This window comes from Massilia sp. HP4 (genome assembly GCF_005222695.1).
Classification (GTDB): Bacteria; Pseudomonadota; Gammaproteobacteria; order Burkholderiales; family Burkholderiaceae_D; genus Telluria.
In genome coordinates, this window is record NZ_STGG01000028.1 from 1 (window position 1) to 19,793 (window position 19,793).

Annotated in this window: 21 protein-coding genes; 10 read left to right on the top strand and 11 right to left on the bottom strand. The window is 67.7% G+C overall.

Annotated features, from left to right (window positions below; all coding sequences use genetic code 11):
* The coding region (locus tag E8M83_RS11610) for an IS3 family transposase (RefSeq protein WP_170976771.1) at positions 1-200 on the top strand (200 nt) is incomplete at its 5' end.
* Positions 201-632: 432 nt separating this feature from the next.
* Here E8M83_RS11610 and E8M83_RS11615 read toward each other — a convergent pair.
* Positions 633-1,988, bottom strand: a complete 1,356-nt coding sequence (locus E8M83_RS11615) for a DEAD/DEAH box helicase (protein ID WP_137173527.1) — start codon at positions 1,986-1,988, stop codon at positions 633-635.
* A 255-nt stretch (positions 1,989-2,243) separates the two neighbouring features.
* Positions 2,244-3,023 (bottom strand): inositol monophosphatase family protein, encoded by a 780-nt coding sequence (locus tag E8M83_RS11620; RefSeq protein WP_137173554.1) that lies wholly within the window; start codon positions 3,021-3,023, stop codon positions 2,244-2,246.
* Positions 3,024-3,204: 181 nt separating this feature from the next.
* On the opposite strand from E8M83_RS11620, the gene E8M83_RS11625 reads away from it, so the two are divergent.
* The 7 genes from E8M83_RS11625 to E8M83_RS11655 all read left to right on the top strand — a co-directional run bounded on the left by E8M83_RS11625 (position 3,205) and on the right by E8M83_RS11655 (position 9,456).
* Positions 3,205-3,984, top strand: a complete 780-nt coding sequence (locus tag E8M83_RS11625; RefSeq protein ID WP_137173528.1) for an RNA methyltransferase — start codon at positions 3,205-3,207, stop codon at positions 3,982-3,984.
* Between the two features lie 47 nt (positions 3,985-4,031).
* Positions 4,032-4,565, top strand: coding sequence for a hypothetical protein (locus E8M83_RS11630; protein ID WP_137173529.1), 534 nt, complete (start codon positions 4,032-4,034; stop codon positions 4,563-4,565).
* Positions 4,562-6,181, top strand: a complete 1,620-nt coding sequence (locus E8M83_RS11635; protein WP_137173530.1) for a GMC family oxidoreductase — start codon at positions 4,562-4,564, stop codon at positions 6,179-6,181. Before E8M83_RS11630 ends, E8M83_RS11635 begins: the two co-directional genes overlap by 4 nt.
* Positions 6,178-7,140 carry a triacylglycerol lipase gene (locus E8M83_RS11640; protein WP_137173531.1) on the top strand — a complete coding sequence of 321 codons (963 nt, stop codon included), beginning with the start codon at positions 6,178-6,180 and terminating at the stop codon, positions 7,138-7,140. Before E8M83_RS11635 ends, E8M83_RS11640 begins: the two co-directional genes overlap by 4 nt.
* A 75-nt stretch (positions 7,141-7,215) precedes the next feature.
* On the top strand, positions 7,216-8,055 hold the full coding sequence (locus tag E8M83_RS11645; protein ID WP_137173532.1) for a response regulator: 840 nt from the start codon (positions 7,216-7,218) through the stop codon (positions 8,053-8,055).
* Between the two features lie 92 nt (positions 8,056-8,147).
* On the top strand, positions 8,148-8,843 hold the full coding sequence (locus E8M83_RS11650) for a TetR/AcrR family transcriptional regulator (protein WP_137173533.1): 696 nt from the start codon (positions 8,148-8,150) through the stop codon (positions 8,841-8,843).
* Positions 8,844-8,853: 10 nt separating this feature from the next.
* Positions 8,854-9,456, top strand: coding sequence for a TIGR00730 family Rossman fold protein (locus E8M83_RS11655; protein ID WP_137173534.1), 603 nt, complete (start codon positions 8,854-8,856; stop codon positions 9,454-9,456).
* Between the two features lie 13 nt (positions 9,457-9,469).
* Here the strand turns inward: E8M83_RS11655 and E8M83_RS11660 are convergent, their stop codons facing one another.
* The 4 genes from E8M83_RS11660 to E8M83_RS11675 are packed head-to-tail and all read right to left on the bottom strand — an operon-like array spanning position 9,470 to position 15,000.
* Positions 9,470-10,561, bottom strand: coding sequence for a diguanylate cyclase (locus E8M83_RS11660; RefSeq protein ID WP_229491494.1), 1,092 nt, complete (start codon positions 10,559-10,561; stop codon positions 9,470-9,472).
* A gap of 5 nt (positions 10,562-10,566) precedes the next feature.
* A complete protein-coding gene (locus tag E8M83_RS11665) occupies positions 10,567-13,284 on the bottom strand; it encodes an EAL domain-containing protein (RefSeq protein ID WP_137173536.1) in 2,718 nt (905 codons plus the stop codon).
* A gap of 7 nt (positions 13,285-13,291) precedes the next feature.
* Positions 13,292-13,738 carry a phosphate ABC transporter substrate-binding protein gene (locus E8M83_RS11670; protein ID WP_137173537.1) on the bottom strand — a complete coding sequence of 149 codons (447 nt, stop codon included), beginning with the start codon at positions 13,736-13,738 and terminating at the stop codon, positions 13,292-13,294.
* On the bottom strand, positions 13,738-15,000 hold the full coding sequence (locus E8M83_RS11675; RefSeq protein ID WP_137173538.1) for a hypothetical protein: 1,263 nt from the start codon (positions 14,998-15,000) through the stop codon (positions 13,738-13,740). The genes E8M83_RS11670 and E8M83_RS11675 overlap by 1 nt, the downstream gene beginning before the upstream one ends.
* A gap of 259 nt (positions 15,001-15,259) precedes the next feature.
* On the opposite strand from E8M83_RS11675, the gene E8M83_RS11680 reads away from it, so the two are divergent.
* Positions 15,260-15,625, top strand: a complete 366-nt coding sequence (locus tag E8M83_RS11680; RefSeq protein ID WP_137173539.1) for a hypothetical protein — start codon at positions 15,260-15,262, stop codon at positions 15,623-15,625.
* A 23-nt stretch (positions 15,626-15,648) separates the two neighbouring features.
* Here the strand turns inward: E8M83_RS11680 and E8M83_RS11685 are convergent, their stop codons facing one another.
* From E8M83_RS11685 to E8M83_RS11700, 4 genes are all read right to left on the bottom strand, one after another.
* Complete coding sequence (locus tag E8M83_RS11685; protein WP_137173540.1) at positions 15,649-16,164, bottom strand: M48 family metallopeptidase; 516 nt, start codon at positions 16,162-16,164, stop codon at positions 15,649-15,651.
* A 69-nt stretch (positions 16,165-16,233) separates the two neighbouring features.
* Positions 16,234-16,575, bottom strand: a complete 342-nt coding sequence (locus E8M83_RS11690) for a KGG domain-containing protein (protein WP_137173541.1) — start codon at positions 16,573-16,575, stop codon at positions 16,234-16,236.
* 151 nt (positions 16,576-16,726) lie between these two features.
* Complete coding sequence (locus E8M83_RS11695) at positions 16,727-17,083, bottom strand: phasin family protein (RefSeq protein WP_170976772.1); 357 nt, start codon at positions 17,081-17,083, stop codon at positions 16,727-16,729.
* 68 nt (positions 17,084-17,151) lie between these two features.
* On the bottom strand, positions 17,152-18,183 hold the full coding sequence (locus E8M83_RS11700) for an NADP-dependent oxidoreductase (protein ID WP_137173543.1): 1,032 nt from the start codon (positions 18,181-18,183) through the stop codon (positions 17,152-17,154).
* 116 nt (positions 18,184-18,299) lie between these two features.
* Between E8M83_RS11700 and E8M83_RS11705 the strand changes: the two genes are divergently transcribed.
* On the top strand, positions 18,300-18,842 hold the full coding sequence (locus tag E8M83_RS11705; RefSeq protein WP_137173544.1) for a YaeQ family protein: 543 nt from the start codon (positions 18,300-18,302) through the stop codon (positions 18,840-18,842).
* A 38-nt stretch (positions 18,843-18,880) separates the two neighbouring features.
* Here E8M83_RS11705 and E8M83_RS11710 read toward each other — a convergent pair whose 3' ends face one another.
* The gene (locus E8M83_RS11710; protein ID WP_170976773.1) at positions 18,881-19,657 is read right to left on the bottom strand and encodes a head GIN domain-containing protein; all 777 of its coding nucleotides are present in this window, start codon (positions 19,655-19,657) and stop codon (positions 18,881-18,883) included.
* Positions 19,658-19,793 lie beyond the last annotated feature (136 nt).

Here is a 19,793-nt window from a genome sequence, read left to right on the forward strand (position 1 = left end):
GCCACGACAATGCCGTGGCAGAGAGCTTTTTCTCAAACCTGAAAAACGAAGTGACCCATCACACGATCTACGATGACCACCAATCAGCATTGGCTGCAATCACTGATTACATCGACGTATATTACAATCACCAGCGCCTCCACCAAACCCTCGGCTACCAAACGCCCTCCCAGGTGGAAAAAATGCACAGGTGTACCTGATTAACCCTGTCCACCATCCCGGTGCATCTCACTCTGACCCTAATTGATGAGCAATTTAACGAGAGAATGCCAGTCTTGATATTCTTCTGCTGCGAAATTTAATCGTAGTTATTGGCTAATAAATCGACTCTGACCCTAACTAATTAAAGGTCTTAAATTAACATAGAGATAAGGGTTTTTCTGACGCAGGAGGAGGGAATTGACCGGGTGAATCGATCACTCCGCGAGAATGAAAAAGCAATAAACAGAGGTAAGAAATTAATTAGGGTCAGAGTAGAATTAAATGACAACATTCAAAAGTTGTCACTTAATTCGACTCTGACCCTAATTGCTGGGTAATAACCCAATTGAAACAAGCGGAGGGTAAAGCCGGAAAATTGGGCGATGTGACAATCTTTCCCAATAATTTGACTCTGACCCTCGCTGAGCGGGTTAGCGGTCGCGGCGGGCGGCGGAGGCGGGGCGGGGGCCGTTGCTGCGTTTTGCCGCGGCGGGGGCGCCGGTGGATGGGGTGCGCGGTTTGCCGCCACCACCACCACCACCACCATGGCCGCGACCGCCGCCTGGACGACCGCCGCGATTCGCGTGGCCCGGGGCGCCGCTGCGCAGCTGGATCGGCTGCGGCTTCGCGTTCAGGTCCGGTTCGAAGCCAGGGATCACAGCGCGCGGCAGGGTTTGCTTGATCAGCTTCTCGATGTCTTTCAGCATCTGGTGCTCGTCCACGCACACCAGCGATACCGCTTCGCCCGTCGCGCCCGCGCGGCCGGTACGGCCGATACGGTGCACGTAGTCTTCCGGCACGTTCGGCAGGTCGTAGTTCACCACGTGCGGCAGCTGGTCGATGTCGATGCCGCGCGCCGCGATGTCGGTTGCCACCAGCACCTGCAGGCTGCCATCCTTGAACTCGGCCAGCGCCTTGGTGCGCGCCGACTGGCTCTTGTTGCCGTGGATCGCCATCGCGCCGATGCCGTCCTTGCCCAGCTGCTCCACCAGTTTATTGGCGCCGTGCTTGGTGCGCGTAAACACCAGCACCTGGGTCCAGTTGTTCGACTTGATCAGGTGCGCCAGCATCGGATGCTTCTTGTCGCGGTCCACCGGGTGGATTTTTTGCGCGATCACTTCCACCGTCGAATTGCGGCGTGCCACTTCGATTGATTGCGGATTGTCCAGCAGGCGGTCGGCCAGGGCCTTGATATCGTCCGAGAAAGTGGCCGAGAACAGCAGGTTCTGGCGCTTCGGTGGCAGCAGGGCCAGCACTTTGCGGATGTCGTGGATGAAGCCCATGTCCAGCATGCGGTCCGCTTCGTCCAGGATCAGGATCTCGATCTTCGACAGGTCGATGGTGCCCTGGCCCGCGTGGTCCAGCAGGCGGCCCGGGGTGGCGACCAGGATGTCGACGCCATGCTTGAGCAGCTTGATTTGCGGATTGATGCCGACGCCGCCGAAGATCACGGCCGAATTCAGGTTCGTGTACTTGCCGTACAGGCGCACGCTTTCCTCGACCTGGGCCGCCAGTTCGCGGGTCGGGGTCAGCACCAGCGCGCGGATCACGCGCGGCGCCGTCTTGTTACGCTGGGCCGCGCCCACCGTGTCGCTCGACAGGCGGTGCAGGATCGGCAGGGTAAAACCGGCGGTCTTGCCGGTGCCGGTCTGGGCGCCGGCCAGCAGGTCGCCGCCGTTCAGCACGGCGGGTATGGCCTGGCTCTGGATCGGGGTCGGGGCGGTATAACCTTGTTCGGTCACCGCGCGCACGATCGCGTCAGAAAGACCAAGTGAAGAGAATGACATAGATTTTTTTCAGTAAAAAACGGCCTGTCGCCACAGCGGCGGCAAGTCCTGGAATCGGGTTGATGCGGGCGCGATCAAGCGGTTGCCCGGACGCTGCCGCGCAAGGCGGCCAGCAAGGATTATAGTGAAGTTAGTTTCACTATAGAAATTTTTTGCGCCACTACTATGTAATGCTTTGTAAGACGCCTGGTCAAAAGCAATCGGGCCACCGGCAAGCACAGCCTGCCAGTGGCCCAACGAGTACCGACCGTTATTTTACGCGAAAGGCGAAAGCAGCGGGACCAGCGCGCCAAAAACCTTCGGGCCGGCGGCAATCACGTCGCCCTTGTCCAGGTAATCGGATTCGCCGCTGAACTCGCCGACGATGCCGCCCGCCTCGGTCACGAGCAGGGCGCCGGCCGCGATATCCCACACTTTCAGGCCTTTTTCGAAATAGCCGTCGATGCGACCGGCGGCGACGTTCGCCAGTTCCAGCGCTGCCGAGCCGCCGCTGCGCACGCCGTGGCTGCGCGAGGCGACCACTTCGTACATGCGCAGGTATTCGGCCAGCGCGCGTGGATCAGGACCATGGCCGGCCGACAGCAGGGCGCGGCCGATGCGCTCGGTAGGGCGCACGCGGATGCGCTTGTCGTTCAGGTAGGCGCCGGCGCCCTTGGTCGCGGTGAACAGGTCGTTGCGGACCGGGTCGTAGACCAGGCCGTTGGTGATCACGCCGCGCTGCTTGAGCGCGATCGAGATGCAGTAGTTGGGATAGCCGTGCAGGAAGTTGGTGGTGCCATCGATCGGGTCGATGATCCACACGTTTTCACTCTCGTCGTTCAAGTTGGCCGATGCGCCGCTTTCTTCCGCCAGGATGGCGTGGTCCGGATAGGCCTTGAGCAGGGTTTCGACGATCGCCTGTTCGGCCGCCTGGTCGACGTCGGTGACGAAATCGTTGTGCTGCTTCTCGGAGACGACGATGCGATCGATATCGAAGGACGCACGGTTGATGACGGTGGCGGCGCGGCGGGCGGCCTTGATGGCCGTGTTGAGCATTGGGTGCATGGAGGCTTTTCCGTGAAAAACGCGAACGCCCACTCACGCACCTGGGGCGTCGTGAACGATCAGCTATTGAAGAGTGATTAAAGAGCAAGGCAGTGCCGAACCGGCTACAATCGCGGGCTTGTTCCCGTTATCACAAAAAACCGTCCGCACTGCGCGATGGTCGCTATTGTAAATGAACCCGACCCAAACCGACACTTCTCTTTTCAAACGCCTCCCGCTTTTCGAGCGTCTCCGGTTTGTACTGGTCGAGACCAGCCGCGCCGGCAACGTCGGCTCGGTGGCGCGTGCCATGAAGACGATGGGTTTCAGCGACCTGGTGCTGGTCGCTCCCAAATGCGGGGACCCGCTGGCCGACCCGGAAGCGGTGGCTTTCGCCAGCGGCGCCATCGATGTGCTGCAAGGGGCGCGCATCGTCCCCGACATCCAGCAGGCGCTGGACGGCTGCAACTTCGCCGCCGCCGTCTCGGCCCGCCTGCGCGAATTCTCGCCGCCGGTCTGGACGCCGCGCGCCTTCGCCGCGCACGCCGGCAGCCAGCCCGAGGTGCGGGCCGCCATCGTGTTCGGCAACGAGCGGGTCGGCCTGCCGAACGAGATCGTCGAGGGTTGCAACATCCTCATCAACATCCCCGCCAATCCCGATTACTCTTCGCTGAACCTGTCGCAGGCGGCCCAGGTGCTGGCCTATGAGGCGCGGCTGGCTGCGGTGGGCGACGGCGTCGACCAGCGCGGCGTGGGCTTCCATGGCGAGACCGCCAGCGTGACCCAGGTCGACGGCATGTACGCCCACCTCGAGCAGGCCCTGGTGGCGATCGATTTCCTGGATGCCGACAACCCGAAGAAGCTGATGCCGCGCCTGAAGCGCCTGTTCGCCCGCACCGGCCTCGAGACCGAGGAGGTCAACATCCTGCGCGGCATCGCCAGCGCGATCCTGAAGGCCAGGGCCCCACGCTGAAAGCGGCGTGCACCTGTCCGTACGCGTGCATGACGTACACTAAGGACATGGCGACTCTCCCCCGATCTTCCCGCAGGACCTTCCTCGCCGTCGGCGGCCTGGCCGCCCTAGCGCTGGGCGCCGGCGGCGCCTGGTACCGCGCCACGCACACGCAACAGGCGCACGGCTTCGCCCTCGACGGCGAGGCGCGCGCCGCGCTGCACGCGATCGCGCCGGCCATCCTCGATGGCGCCCTGGCCCACGATCCGGCCCACCGCGCGCGCCAACTCGGCAGCGCCATCGACGCCGTCGAGGCGGCCATCCGCGGCCTGCCGCAAGCCACCCAGCAAGAAGTGCAAGACCTGTTCGGCCTGCTGGCCTTGCGGCCCGCGCGGCGCCTGCTCACCGGCGTGCCGACCGGCTGGGAAAGCGCCGACATCGCCCACGTCAGCGCCTTCCTGCAAGAATGGCGGGTGCACCGCCTGGGCATGATGAGGAGCGCCTACGGCGCCCTGCACGACCTGGTGCTGGGCGCCTGGTATGCCCAGCCGGCCAGCTGGGATGCGATCGGCTATCCGGGTCCGCCACGGGGGCTGGCATGACCGCGCGCATCCCCGACCCGATCGAAGCCGGCTTGACCCGCGGCTGGCGCGTGATCGACGCCTCGCTGCTCGAGCACGACCGCGTCCTGGAAGCCGACGTCGTCATCGTCGGCAGCGGCGCCGGCGGCGGCATCAGCGCCGAGATCCTGGCCAGGTCGGGCCTGTCGGTGATCGTGGTGGAAGAGGGCCCTCTGAGATCCTCGCGCGATTTCAAGATGCGCGAAGCCGACGCCTATCCCGACCTGTACCAGGAATCCGCGGCGCGCAAGACAAGCGACAAGGCCATCAACATCCTGCAGGGCCGCGCGGTGGGCGGCTCGACCACGGTCAACTGGACCTCGAGCTTTCGCACGCCCGATGCGACCCTGGCCTGGTGGCGCCGCCACTACGCCCTGGCCCAGGCCACGCCCGACGAACTCGCGCCGTGGTTTGCCATGGCCGAGCGCCGCACCGGCGTGGTCGACTGGCTGGTCGACCCCAACCAGAACAACGACGTCCTGCGCCGCGGTGCGGCGAAGCTCGGCATCGCCACCGCCGCCATCCAGCGCAATGTGCAGGGCTGCTGGAACCTCGGCTATTGCGGCATGGGCTGCCCGACCAATGCCAAGCAGTCGATGCTGGTCACCACCATCCCGGCCGCGCTGGACCACGGCGCCACGCTCGTCACGCGCGCCCGCGCCGAGCGCCTGATGCTCCGCGGCCAGCAGGTCGAGGAAGTCGTGTGCCGCGCGCTCGATGCGGCCGGCGTGCTGCCGAGCGGCCGCCTGCTGCGCCTGCGCGCGCGGCATGTCGTGGTCGCGGGCGGCGCCATCAACACGCCGGCGCTGCTGCTGCGTTCCAAGGCGCCCGATCCCAGCGGCCAGCTGGGCAAGCGCACCTTCCTGCATCCGACCCTGATCTCGGCCGCCTTCTACGAGAAGCGGATCGAGGGCTGGTCGGGCGCGCCGCAAAGCATCTATTCCGACCATTTCCTGGCCACCGATCCGATCGACGGCCCGATGGGCTACAAGCTCGAGACGCCGCCGCTGCATCCACTGCTGCTGGCAACCACGATGAGCGGCTTCGGCGAGCAGCATGCGGCGGCGATGCGCGACTTCGCCCACCTGGGCGGCATGCTGGCGCTGCTGCGCGACGGCTTCCATGAAGACTCGCCCGGCGGCGTGGTGCGCCTGCGCGGCGACGGCATGGGCGAACTCGATTACGAACTGAACGACTACCTGTGGGATGGCGCACGGCGCGCCTTGCTCTCGATGGCCGAGATCCAGTTCGCGGCCGGCGCCCGCACCGTCCAGCCGGCGCACGAGAAGGCCCAGCGCTACCGCTCCTGGGCCGAGGCGCGGCGCGAGATCGCGGCGCTGCCGCAGCGCGCCCACGTCACGCGCGTGGCTTCGGCCCACGTGATGGGCGGCTGCGCCATGAGCGGCGACGAGCGCCGCGGCGTGGTCGATCCCGCCGGCCGCTACCGGGGCCTGTCCAATCTCTCGGTGCACGACGGCTCGCTGTTCCCGACCTCGCTCGGCGCCAATCCGCAACTGACGATCTACGCCCTCACGGCGCGCCTGGCCAGCGGCCTGGCTTCGAACCTGACGGGCCGCCCGGCGGCGGCACTCGCATGAGCTCGCGCAATCTGCTGCGGCTGGTCCTGCTGGTACAGGCGTTGGCGGCGCTCGGCATCGGCGCCGCGGCCGTTGCCTGGCGCGAGGTCTCGTGGTGGCAGGCCGCCGCGCTGGGGCTCGGCAGCGTGGCGCTGGCGCGCCTTCTGATCAACGCCAACAACTTCCTGATGGCGGCGCGCAGTGCCAGCCCGACGCCGCCCGAATTCCGGATCGGCGTGGGCGCGGCCCTGCGCATGTACTGGGAAGAGTTCAGCACCAGCATGCTGACGACGTCCTGGCACATGCCGCGCGCGCGGGCGCGCACCCGCATCTACCCCGACGCAAGGCATCCGCCGGTGCTGCTCCTGCACGGCTACGGCTGCAACAGCGGCTACTGGGCCAGCCTGGCGCCGCTGCTGGACGCGGCCCGGATCAGCCACGCCACGCTCGACCTGGAGCCGCTGACCGGCGACATCGATGATTATGCGCAGCGCATCGAGGACGCCGCGCGCCTGTTGTGCGCCCAGGCCGGCGCGCCGCAGCTGGTCGTGGTCGCACACAGCATGGGGGGCTTGGCGGCGCGCGCCTGGATGCGCCGCCATGGCGCGCAGCAGGTGGCGCGCCTGGTCACGCTCGGTACGCCGCACCACGGCACCTGCCTGGCCGCGTTCGGGATCGGCATCAACGCCGGGCAGATGCGGCGCATGGGCGTGGCCGGCCCCGAATGCGCCTGGCTGAGCGCCTTGTCGGGCGGCGAGGAGGCGGCTGCGCGCGAGCGCATCACCTCGATCTACAGCCACCACGACAACATCATCGCGCCGCAGACCTCGAGCGAACTGCCGGGTGCGCGCAACCTCGCATTCGGGGGCGTGGGCCATGTGGCGCTGGGCCACGACCGGCGCGTGCTGGCGGCGGTGCTGGACGAACTGGATGCACTGCGCATTGGCCGCGACGCGGCTGCCGCAATGCAGCATCATTAAGACTCGCACACCGCCTCACACGCACGCGCCCGCGTGGTACAGTGATGTCAACATCGCATTCCCCGGAGCAGCATCGTGGCCCGTATTCTCATCATCGAAGACAACCCGGCGAACGTCGAGCTGATGTCGTTCCTGCTCGGCGCCTATGGCCACACGCCGTTGTCCGCGGCCGACGGCCCGCGCGGCGTGGCGGCCGCGCGCAGCGAACGCCCGGACCTGATCGCCTGCGACGTCAACCTGCCCGGCATGGACGGTTTCGCGGTGCTGGCCGCGCTGAAAGGCGAACCGTCGTTGCGCGGCGTGCCGATCCTGGCCGTGACCGCGCTGGCGATGGCGGGCGACCGCGAAAAAGTGCTGGCGGCCGGCTTCGACGGCTATATCAGCAAGCCGATCGAACCCGAGAGCTTCGTCGCCGAACTCGAAGCCTTCCTGGCCGCCGCGCCAGCCGCTGCTTCGGCCGCTGCCGCAGTGCCGACGCCGGTCCCCGCGGCCCAGCCGATCCCGGCCCCGGTGCCGGCGTCAAGTCCCGCCGCGCGCACGCTGTTGCTGGTCGATGACGACCGCTTCATGCTGGGCGTCCTGAACGACATGCTGGTCGGCCAGCCCTATCGCGTGCTCAGCGCCTGCTCGGGCGAAGAGGCGCTCGATGTGCTCGACCATGAAGTGGTCGAGGTGATCCTGTGCGACCAGGCCATGCCCGGCATGCGCGGCACCGAGGTGCTGGCGCGCGCCGCCGAACGCTATCCCAATACCGTGCGCCTGATGCTGTCGGGCCAGCCCGACCTGACCGAGATCGAGGCGGCGATCGCAAGTGGCGTGGCCGACGACCACTACATCAAGCCGCTCGGCGCGCGCAGCCTGCGCGAACGGATCGACGAAGCGTTCCGCCTGCAGCGCGAGCGCGCCGCCGCCTGAGAGCGATCGAGCGACGGCGGGCCGATCGAAAGATTCATCGAACGACCGTTCGATGTTATCCTTGCGGGAATGCACTATTAACTTCGGCCTACATGCAACAAAAAGCCCCGCGCCGCACCCGCGAACGTATCCTCGAGCTGTCGCTCAGGCTGTTCAACGAGTTCGGCGAGCCCAATATCACGACGACCGTCATTGCCGAGGAGATGAATATCTCGCCCGGCAATCTGTACTACCATTTCCGCAACAAGGACGACATCGTCAATTCGATCTTCGTCCAGTTCGAGGCGGAGATCGAGCGCGTCCTGTCGGTGCCGGCCGGGCGCCGCTCGAACATGGAAGACGTGTGGCTGTACCTGCACCATATGTTCAAGCTGATCTGGCGCTACCGCTTCTTCTACCGCGACCTGAACGACCTGCTGTCGCGCAATCGCAAGCTCGAACTGCACTTCAAGGCCATCCACGCCCACAAGATCAAGGTCGCGCGCCAGTTGTGCGAAGACCTGCGCAGCGAAGGCTCGCTCGAGGCATCCGACCAGCAGATCGGCGCCATGGCGACCAATATGGTGGTGGTGGCGACCTACTGGCTGTCGTTCGAATACGTGCGCAACCCGCGCAAGTACAGCGAGCAGCAGGCCATCGCCGACGCGCTGGCGCGCGGCTGCTACCAGGTGCTGTCGATGGTCGGCCCCTACCTGTGCGGCGAGACCAGGGTGCTGTTCGAGAAGCTGTCCGACGACTATCTCCAAAAACTGTCGGCCGACGCCAAGCCGGGTGCCGACTTCTTCTGAGGTTTTATCCATGAAATCCCTGGCCGTCTATTGCGGCGCCGCGCAAGGTGCCAACCCGATCTACGCCGACGCCGCGCGCGGCCTGGCGCGCGCCATGGTCGAGCACAATATCGCCCTGGTCTACGGCGGCGGCAAAGTCGGCCTGATGGGCGTGATCGCCGACGAGGTGCTGCGCCTGGGCGGCGAAGCGACCGGCGTGATCCCGCGCGCCCTGCTCGAGCGCGAAGTCGGCCACGCCGGCCTGACCCGCCTGTTCGTGGTCAAGGACATGCACGAGCGCAAGGCGATGATGTCCGACCTGTCGGAAGGCTTCATCGCCATGCCGGGCGGGATGGGCACGCTCGAAGAGCTGTTCGAGATGGTGACCTGGGCCCAGCTGGGCATCCACGCCAAGCCGATTGGCCTGCTGAATGTGAACGGCTTCTACGACGGCCTGCGCGCCTTCGTGCGTCACCAGGTCGAAGAAGGTTTCGTGCGGCCCGAGCACGAGGGCCTGATGCTGGCCGAGAGCGATCCCGGGCTGCTGATCCGGCGCCTGCGCGCGGCAGCGCCGGCGCCCGCGGTTCAGGCAGCGGTCGAAGCCGACGCCGAAGCCAGGCAATTGCGGGGGTAACGATCCCGGTGGTTCAAGCCGTCTCGATCCGGTCCCGTCCCGACGCCTTGGCCCGGTACAGCGCCTTGTCGGCGCGGCTGATCGCCTCGGTGAACGGCTCGCCGAAGCGCCGTTCGGCCAGGCCGGCCGAGAAGCTGATGCGCCGCTCCGGATCGAGCCCCTCGACGCGCAAGGCATGCACGTGGTCGGCCATGCGCTCGAGCACCTGGCGCGCGGCCTGCGGCGCGGCGTCCGGCAACAGCAGCAGGAATTCCTCGCCGCCCCAGCGCGCCAGCGTGTCGTTCGCACGCAGCGCGCCACGCGCGGCCCGCGCGAATTCGCGCAGCACGGCGTCGCCCAGCGCGTGGCCGTGGCGGTCGTTGACCTGCTTGAAGAAATCGATGTCGAGCAGGGCCACGCAACTGCCGCCGCCGGCGGGCTGGCGCCGCTCTTCGGCGGTCAGGAGTTCGTTCATGTGGCGGCGGTTGGCCAGGGCGGTCAGTTCGTCGACCGTGGCCAGGGTGCGGATGGTCTCGAGGGCCTGTTCCAGTTCTTCCTTCTTGCGCTTCATGCGCCGGCGCAGCTTGGTCATCTCGCTCGACAGCAGGGCGGTGGACAGCAGGGTCGCCGACAGGTAGCCGAAATTCATGGCCTCGATCTCGGGCGGATAGCGCAGCGGATACAGGGCCTGCAGCCGCCACATCACGGCGCCCATGCCGGCCAGCGCGGTGACCGACACGCACATCGTCTGGCGCGGGCGCAGGGCGACGGCGCAAAAGGCGACGATCACTACCGTCATCGCCAGCAGCGCGGCGCGCGTCGGCCCGGCGATCGCATACGAGGCCATGCCGCAGCCGATCGCGAACAGCGACTGCAGCATGGCCAGTACGCCGGGCGCCAGGCCAAGGGCCGCGCTGAAGCGGATCAGGATATAGAAGGCGAGGGTGCCGGCGGCCGCCGCGGCGCCCAGCGCCAGTGCCGGCCCGCGCGGCGTGTGGCCCCAGGCCACCTGGCAGGCCAGCAGCAGCATGCCGGCCAGGTACAGCAGGGAGGTGGCGATCCAGTAGTTGAGCATGCGCCGCAGGGCCGGCTCGGCACCGAGCAGGGCGCGGGCGGTGTCGTGCACCGGCTTCAAGCGGCGTCCCCTTGGCTGCCGGCCAGCAGGCGCGCCAGGTCGTGCGCGGGCAGCGGGCGGCTGAACAGATAGCCCTGCATCTCGTCGCAGTCGTTGGCACGCAAGAAGTCGCGCTGCTGCCCGGTCTCGACGCCTTCGGCGATCACGCGCAGGTTGAGTTTATGACCCAGCGAGATCACGGCCAGCGCGATCGCCTGGTCGTCGGCGGAATCGGCCAGGTCGGCCACGAACGATTTGTCGATCTTGAGGCGGCTGATCGGGAACGACTTGAGCGCCGACAGGCTGGAGTAGCCGGTGCCGAAATCGTCGATCGAGAGCGACACGCCCATCGCCTTGATTTCACGCATCTTGTCGACCGAGCGGCCCAGGTCGCGCATGATCAGGCTTTCGGTCACCTCGAGCTCGAGCCCCTCGGGCGGCAGGCCGCTCGTGCGCAGGGCGTCGGCGATGCGCTCGACCAGGCGCTTGTCCTCGAACTGGCGCGCCGACACGTTGACCGACATGCTCACCGGCGCCAGGCCGGCGGCGCGCCAGGCGGCGGCCTGGAGGCAGGCGGTGCGCAGCACCCATTCGCCGATCGGGACGATCAGGCCGCTCTCTTCGGCCAGGCCGATGAAGCGCCCGGGCGAGATCAGCCCCTGTTCCGGATGGTGCCAGCGGATCAGCGCCTCGACGCCGAACAGGCGGCCGGAACGCAGGTCGACCTTGGGCTGGTACAGCAGCTCGAACTGGCAGGCGCCGGCGTCGGCGTCGGCGCAGCTGTCCAGCGCTGCGCGCAAGCCCTCGAGCAGCACCAGCTTTTCGTCGATGCTGGCGTTCATTTCGCTGGCGTAGAACTGGACGTTGTCATTGCCCAGTTCCTTGGCGCGGTACATGGCGACGTCGGCGTGCATCATGAGGGCGTTGGCGTCGACTCCGTCGCGCGGATAGAAGGTCACGCCGATGCTGCAGCTGACCTGCACTTCCTGGCCCTCGACCAGCACCGGCTCGGTGACCGCCTGGCGCACCCGTTCCAGCAGCGGGGCGACCGTCGCGGGCTCGCCCGCCAGCGCGGGCAGCAGGATCACGAACTCGTCGCCGCCGAAGCGCGCCAGCATGTCGCTCGCGCGCAGGCAGCGCGCCATGCGCGCGCCGACCACCTTCAGCAGCGCGTCGCCGGCATTGTGGCCGAGGGCGTCGTTGACCAGCTTGAAGCCATCGAGGTCGATGAAGGCCAGCCCGACGGCGCTGCCATCGGCGGCGGCGGCCTGGATCGCCTGGCCCAGGCGGTCGCGCAGCAGGCTGCGGTTGGGCAGGCCGGTCAGGTCGTCGTGCTGGGCCAGGTGGCGGATGCGCTCCTCGGCCAGTTTTCTCTCGGTGATGTCGCGCACGATCGCCACCACGCCGCCCTCGACCGCGACCGCCTGGCGGTGCAGCCAGCGTTCGCCGGGCTGCAGCGAACGGGCCAGCCATTCGGCTTCGCGCGCGGCGCCGTCCAGCGCCACCGCCGCCAGGTCGTCGAAGATGCCGGCGGCGAACGCCGCGGGCAGCATCCTCGACAGGCGCTGCCCCGCGAGCTGCTCCTTGCGCAGGCCCGTGAACTGCTCGGCGCGGCTATTGGTGGTGACGATGGTGAAGTCGACGACGCTGCCATGCTTGTCGAGGATGCTGTGCAGGACGAAGAAGGCGTCCGGGCTGGCCTCGGAGGCGGCGGCATAGGTTTCCTGGGCCAGCCGTTCGCGCCGGCGCGCCTTGGCCAGCTGCCACGACCAGGCGCTGACCAGGATTACCACCGCCACCAGCAGCGCGCTGCCGGCGGCCGCGCCCACCAGCCAGGCGCGCCGCTGCTGGCGAAACCCGGCCATCTGCTCGGATTCGGACAGGCCGGCCACCGCCACCAGCGGGAAGCCGCCCAGCGGCCGGCTGCTGGTGTAGCGGGTCTCGCCATCGACGCGGCAGGCGCGCAGGTTCACCATGTCGGCGGCGCCGGGCGTGTAGGCCTGGCCCCAGGACACCTGTTCGCCGATGCGCAGCGCGCGCACCACGCCATCGATGCCGACCAGGCCGAGCAGGCCCCGTTCGCCCTGGCGCGAGCGTTCGTACGAACTGGTGAAGTAGGCCGGGTCGACCGCGACCACCGCCACGCCGGCGAAGCGGCCGGCGGCGTCGTCGATGCGGCGCGTGAAGTGCAGATGGGGCTCCGCCGTGCCGGGATGGACGATGGCCTGGCTCACGTAGGGCAGGTCGTGCCGCACATGGCGGTGGAACTCGACATAGCTGGCCCCGGACAGGTCGCGCGGGCCGTTGTCCGGATTGCTGGCCACCACCCGTCCATGGCTGTCGGTGATCTCGACCTGGAACACCAGGCCGGGCGGCAGCAGGCCCTTGGCCGCCAGCGCCGGCAGGGCGCCGGCGGCGCCGTTCTGTTCGACCGCGTATTTCAGCACGCGCAGGCTCTGGTCGATATTGCTCAGGCTGCGCGCCATCTGCGCTTCATAGGTGTCGAGCAGCTCGTGGGTGGCGTCGCGCGCGGCTTCTACCGCCGTGCGGCGCTCGGCCTCGATCACGTGCAGGGTGCCGAACCAGATCGCGCCGAGCAGGAACACGGCGAACAGCGGCAGCGAGATATGGGTCTCGAGCGCCAGCACCAGCCAGCGCGCGGGCGCGCGGCGGCGCGCTGGCAGCCGCGCGGTCGCCGGCGCGGCCGGCGTGGTGGACGGGGCGAGCGTGTTCATCGCATCCTCACGGCAGCGCCAGCACCGCGCGCACCGAGGCGTCCAGCGCGTCGCGGTCGATATAGCCGATCATCGACGGATTCTCGGCCACCAGGCGGCGCACGGCGGCGTCGCCGTTGGCTTCGCGCGGCGGCTGGCCGCGGCCGGTAAACACCATTTTCGACCAGTGCGCCTTGAGCAGGGCCGGGCTCTTGCCGGTGAGTTCGCGGTAGAAGCTGTCGCGCTGCGACGCGCCGAGCTGCTGGTCGATGGCGAGCGCCGGGGCGCCGTCCGGGAAGCGGCTGGCGTGGCCGAGGAAGATCGCGGCAACCTGGTCGGCATTGATCGCCGCGACCTGGCTGCGGCTGGAGACCACCACCACCAGCTCGGCGCAGGCGTTGGCGGCGGCGGCGCCGAGGATGCCGGCGGCGAACAGGCGGCGCAAGGAAAGCCGGAAAAACGATGGCGCGCGCATCAGAACACGAAGTCCAGGGCCACGCTGCCGACATGCACCGCATGGTCGGGACGGAAGTCGGGCTGGTTGTTGATCAGGGTGCCGCGCGTGCCGTCGCGCGGACGCACCCGCTCGAGCTGCAGCTTGAGCGCGATATTGGTCGCCGCATCCCAGCGCAGGCCGGCGCTCCAGGTGGACTGCGCGGGAATCGTGGCCAGGAAGGTGTTGATGCCGGCATTGACCTGTCCGGCGGCCGCGGCCAGCGGCGGCGGCAGGCCGTCCAGCGGCAGGCCGGGATCGCGGGTCGGGACGTCGGCGCGCACCTGGGCATAGCCGACATAGGGCGTCAGCGCACCGCGGCGCAGACCGGCGCCGGCGTAGACCGAGGTGCTGCCGCCGAGCAGGGAATCGGTGCGGGTGCGGCCGCATTCGGCGGTCACGAACCAGGCGCCCGGGTCATAGCTCATGCCGGCGCTGACCATCGAGACGCGCTTGTCGCGGATCGCGTAGCGCTCGACCAGTGCGTTCCCGGCCGGCCCGAAGGCGGGCAGGATCGCGAACAGTTCCTCGCCGATGGCGGTATTGAGGCGGCCATCGGCGGCCGACAGCCGGGCGCTGAGCGCGCCGCGCTCGATGCTGTGCGACAGGCCGACGATACGGTCGGCCTTGATGCGCAGCCCGTTGTGCAGGTCCTGGTCGGTGCGGCCGGCGAATACCTGGGTGGCGTGCAGCACCGACCCCGTATTCCAGCGCCAGGTGGCGTCCAGCCCATCGCTGCTGGAAATCGGCAGCGAGCCGTAGACCTCGACCGGCGTGCGCACCCACGGAATCGTGTAGCCGACCTTGCGCGATTCGGCGCCCAGGAATACCGGCAGCGCGATGCGTCCGGCGCGCAGCGCGAGATCGGGCGTGAGCTGGTATTTGATATTCGCCCATTCGAGCTGCGGCCGGTAGCTGCCGTCGAGCCGCTGTTCGCTGACCACTTGCAGCACGCCCGACCAGGCGCCGAGATTCAGGTCGAGCTGGGCGCCGAGGCGGCTGTCGACGTCGGGGCTCCAGGCGCGCGTATGGCCCGCGCCGTCGGCGCGCAGCACCGAGGCGGTGAAGTCGGCGCTGCGCGAACTGGCATACACCGCGCCCAGCGTGCCGAAGCCGGACAGCTTCCACGCCGGCGCGGCCGGTTCGCCGGGCGCTTCGGCGGCGCCGGCGCAAACGGGCAGGCAAGCGAGCACGCACGCAGAGAAGGCGGCAGGCAGGCGCCGGGGAATATATTGCTGGACCATGTGATGTGGGGTGGTGGCCGTGAAGCCAGGGAGACGTCGGGATGACGGCAATTCCGAGTGTGGAGACTGTAGCGGAGCCGATTCGCGAAGTCGAGTGACTGGCGGTTAGAAATTTACTGAAACGAAACGTTCGTTGTGTTGAGGCAACGAGGCGAGTGCCGTGACGTAGGCAAGGAGGAAAGCAGCCCGAATAAATTCAGGATAGGATGGCAGGATGGCATGACCGTCGCATGCCGTGACGATTTCTAAAAGGATGGGAATGAAACGTTCAGCTTTGTCGATTATCCTTGCCGTCATGGGCGCGGCAGGTCCCGCGCTGGCCGCCGATCCGGCGTTCTGCACATCGATGTGCGCTTCCGAGCAGCGCGAATGCCGGGCCAGCGCGCAGGCGCGGCCGCTCGAAGACCGGTTCGCGGCGGCCACGGTCGAGCAGCGCAATCCGCTGGCGCGCACGGTCCAGGGCGCGGTACCGGGCCAGGCCACCCGCGCGCTCGATGCCGCGGGCGACAACGGACGCCGGATGGCGCGGCTCGATGCCTGCGACAGCGCGCTCCAGCGCTGCACGCGCAGCTGCGCCGTGCAGCCGGGGGCCGAGGAAAGCACGGGGCTGCGCCAGGCGCCGTAGCCGGGCCAGTCCCTGCAGTCGAGCTAGTCGCCGCTCCACAGGCGTTCGCCCGACAGGTCGAGCCAGGTCAGGTACAGGCGCACGTCGAACTCGAGCTGGTGATAGGCTGGCTCCATCCAGCAGCACAGCTTGTAGAACGCCTTGTCGTGTTCCTTTTCCTTGAGGTGGGCCAGCTCGTGCACGGCGATCATGCGCAGGAAGGGCAGCGGCGCGTCGCGGAACAGGCTGGCGATGCGGATCTCGTGCTTCGCCTTCAGGCGTGAACCCTGCACCCGCGAGATGGCCGTGTGCAGGCCCAGCGCGTGCTGGATCACCTGGATCTTGCTGTCGAAGGCGACCTTGGACACGGGCGCGGCCTGGCGCAGGTAGTCGTCCTTGAGGTCTTGCACATAATCGTACAGCGCGCGGTCGGTACGGATGCCGTGCGGCTCGGGATAGCGCCGGCGCAGTGTGTCGCCGAGGCGGTTCTGTTGGATCAGCCCGCTGACCTGGGCTTGCAAGGGCTCAGGGTAGGCGGTCAGGTATTTCAGGATAGGCATAAGCCCGGCAATGTACCACAGGGGCGGACCTGCCGCGCGACCGCGCCGCGGCCGCCCCACGCGGGTGCATTACCCTTCGGTGTCTCCCTGGCGGTTGCCCTTTTGTGCTGCCGCCGCCGCCGCGCGTTGGGCCGACTGCCGGCTTTCGCCGCCCTTGCGGCCGATATCGGCCATGTGGGCCCGGTTGCGGCTCACGGCTTCGCCGCCTTTCTGGCCCGCGCGGCGCGCTTCTTCGGAATCGAATTCGTGCGCCGTGCCTTTCTGGTGGGCGGCTTGCCCGCCCTTGCTGGCGATTTCACGCTGCTGGTTCTGGTCCATCGCCGCGAAGCCGCGCTTGGCGGGCGGCCCGCTCTTCTGGGCATTGCCCTGACTGCTGCTGCTTTTCCCGCCGTTCTCCTTGCTGGTCGCCATGTCGATCTCCTTGTGCCCTTGGGGCTATGAGTTGTAGAGGCCGTACGCTATGCATGAACGCACTTGGAGCCATCTCAGGCTGCGCTCGTGCGTTTAGAGAAACGTGGTGAGCGTTAGTTCCGCCCTGTTTTGGCGCTACGCGCAGGCACTGTCAGCAGGGACGTTTCGCGGCCAGCGGCGCCAGTGCGGCCGCGTGGCCGAGGCCGGTCTGGGCCTCGGCCGTCACGCCCAACAGGCCTTGCTGGTAGTTGCGCACGTGCTCGCCCAGCGGCTCCCAGCCGCGCATGGCGGTGGGGACGAACTGGAGCGGATCGGTGCAGGCCGCGAGCTGGCGCCCCGTGTCGAAAGCGGTCTCGACGACATGGCGCGCCATTTGCAGGTTCAGTTCGGAGAACCGCGCCAGCAGCTCGCAGCCGCGCAGCGACAGCGTCGCGATGGCGCCGACCTGAGCGTCGAGCTGGGCCCGCAGCGCCGGGGCGGCGGCGGGACTCTCGGGGAAGGACAGCATGACAGGCTCCATGGACGGCAGGGCGGGGCGCCCCGGGCCTTGTACGACCATGGAGGAGGCGACAAGTTCTAGGCGTCGGCCACTTTCAGCACCAGCTTGCCCAGGTTGCGGCCCTCGAACAGCATCAGGAGCGCCTGCGGGAACTGCTCGAAGCCCTCGACCACGTATTCATGGCTCTGGATCGTGCCGGCCTTGAGCCATTCGCCGAGCTGGGCCACGGCCTCGGGATAGCGCGCCGCGTAGTCGAACACGATCATGCCTTCCATGCGCGCGCGGTTCACCAGCAGCGACAGATAGTTGGCCGGCCCCTTGACCGCTTCGGTCGCGTTGTACTGCGAGATCGCGCCGCAGATCACGATGCGTGCTTTCATATTGATGCGGGTGAGGACGGTATCGAGGATCTCGCCGCCGACATTGTCGAAATAGACGTCGACACCCTGCGGGCAGTTTGCCTTCAGCGCGGCGCCGACATTGCCGGCCTTGTAGTCGATGCAGGCGTCGAAGCCGAGGCGGTCGACCACGAACGCGCATTTCTCGGCCCCGCCGGCGATGCCAACCACGCGGCAGCCCATCTGCCTGGCTACCTGGCCCACGGTCATCCCGACCGCGCCGGCCGCGCCCGAGACCACCACCGTTTCGCCGGCCCTGGCCTGGCCGACTTCGCGCAGGCCGAAGTACGCCGTCATGCCGGGCATGCCCAAGAGGTTCAGCCAGGCGGTCAGGTGGCCAACCTGGGGATCGATCCTGGCCAGGTTGGCGGTCTTGTCGTCGGCCGGGCCGGACCAGTAGCGCTGGATGCCGGTGCCGCCCATCACGTGGTCGCCCACGGCAAAGCGCGGCGAGCGCGACGCCACCACCACGCCCACCCCGCCGGCGCGCATGACTTCGCCGATCGCCACCGGGCGGATATATGATTTACCCTCGTTCATCCAGCCGCGCATGGCCGGGTCGAGCGACAGGTACAGGACCTTGACCACGACCTCGCCGTCGCCCGGCTCGGGCACGGCCTGTTCGTGGAATTGCCAGTCTTCGCGCTTGGGCAGCCCGACCGGGCGCGCGGCAAGCAGGAACTGCTGGTTCGGCGGAAAAGCATTGGTCATCGCGGTCTCCATGTTCGGGTTGGCCGACAAGTCTATACCGAGCGGCTGCCCGGCGGTCGCCGCGCATGCGACAATAGCGGGTTTTCATCCTCCAGCACTTCAAGGCGCACGCAATAATGGCTATCAAAGCGACCATCTACAAGGCCGACCTGTCGATTGCCGACATGGACCGGAACTACTACCAGGAACACAGCCTGACCATCGCCCGGCATCCGTCCGAGACCGACGAGCGCGTGATGATCCGCCTGCTCGCCTTCGCCCTGCACGCCGACCCGGCGCTGGCCTATGGCAAGGACTTGTTCGACGTCGAGGAGCCGGCGCTGTGGCTGAAGGACCTGACCGGGGCGATCCAATTGTGGATCGAGGTCGGCCAGCCGGACGAGAAGCGCCTGCTGAAGGCCGCCGGCCGCGCCGAGAAGGTGGTGGTGTACAGCTATAGCGCGACCAGCAGCATCTGGTTCAAGGGCCTGGCCAACAAGATCGAGCGCGCCAAGAACGTCAGCGTGATCAACATCCCGGCCGAGATCAGCGTTCAACTGCAGAAAATGGCGCAGCGCTCGATGCAGCTGCAGTGCACGATCCAGGACGGCCAGGTGTGGCTGACCGACGGCGCCGACACGGTGCAGGTCGAGCGCGAAGCGCTGCGCGGCGCCGTATAAAAAGCACCGCGCATTTAGCCCGCGCCTTTACCGATCCGTCAGTCCGGGGCGCCGCCCAGCCGGCGCGCCTCGCCCGACCCTGCGACCGAGCGGCGCAGTTGCGGGTCGCCATAGTAGTTGACGTCGCCCGAGCCGGCGATCGACATGCTCAGCTCGTTCCTGGCCCACACGGTCACATCGCCCGAGCCGGCCACGCTGACGCTGGCGCTGTCGGCCGCGACCTTGCCCAGGTCGACATTGCCCGAACCTCCGATCGATACCGACACCTCGCGCGCCTTGCCGCCATTGGCGCGGAAGTCGCCGCTGCCGCCGACGCTGATCGAGACGCGTTCGGTGTCCAGGCTCGCGACCCGGATCTTGCCCGAGCCGCCCAGGTTGAAGCGCAGGTTCGGCGCGCGCAGCGTTTCGGCGTCGATGGTGCCCGAGCCGCCCAGCGACAGGCGCTCGATCTGACGCGCGTTGACGACGATTTTCATGGTGCGCGCGCGCAGGTTCATATTGCGCTTGGTCGAGCGGATGCGCAGCACGCCGTCGTCGACCTCGGTCTCGATCAGGCGCTGCAGATTGTCGTCGGTCTCGATCGTGATGCCTTCGGTATTGCCGATGCGCAGCTCCAGCTGGGCCGGCAATTCAAGCGAGATGCCGCTGAAACGCTCGACCTGGCGCGACTGGCGCGTCACGCTGCCGCTGCCCTCGACCTTCTCGCCGCCGAAGGGCCAGGCCATGGCAGGCGTGGGCGCGGCGACGCAGGCGAGGGTGGCGGCCAGCAGCAGGGTGCGCGCGGCGAAGGAGGGCTTGAAAGATGGAATGTTCATGGACGGTCTCCAGAGTATCGTTTGAATTGCACCCATCGTAACCAGGTGTGCGGCCGCGCCAGGGGCGTTTGCGACGGATTGCACGCTGCCGGGGATGAAATGCATGAGCACGCGACCGGCCGGGCCGACGCGCGGG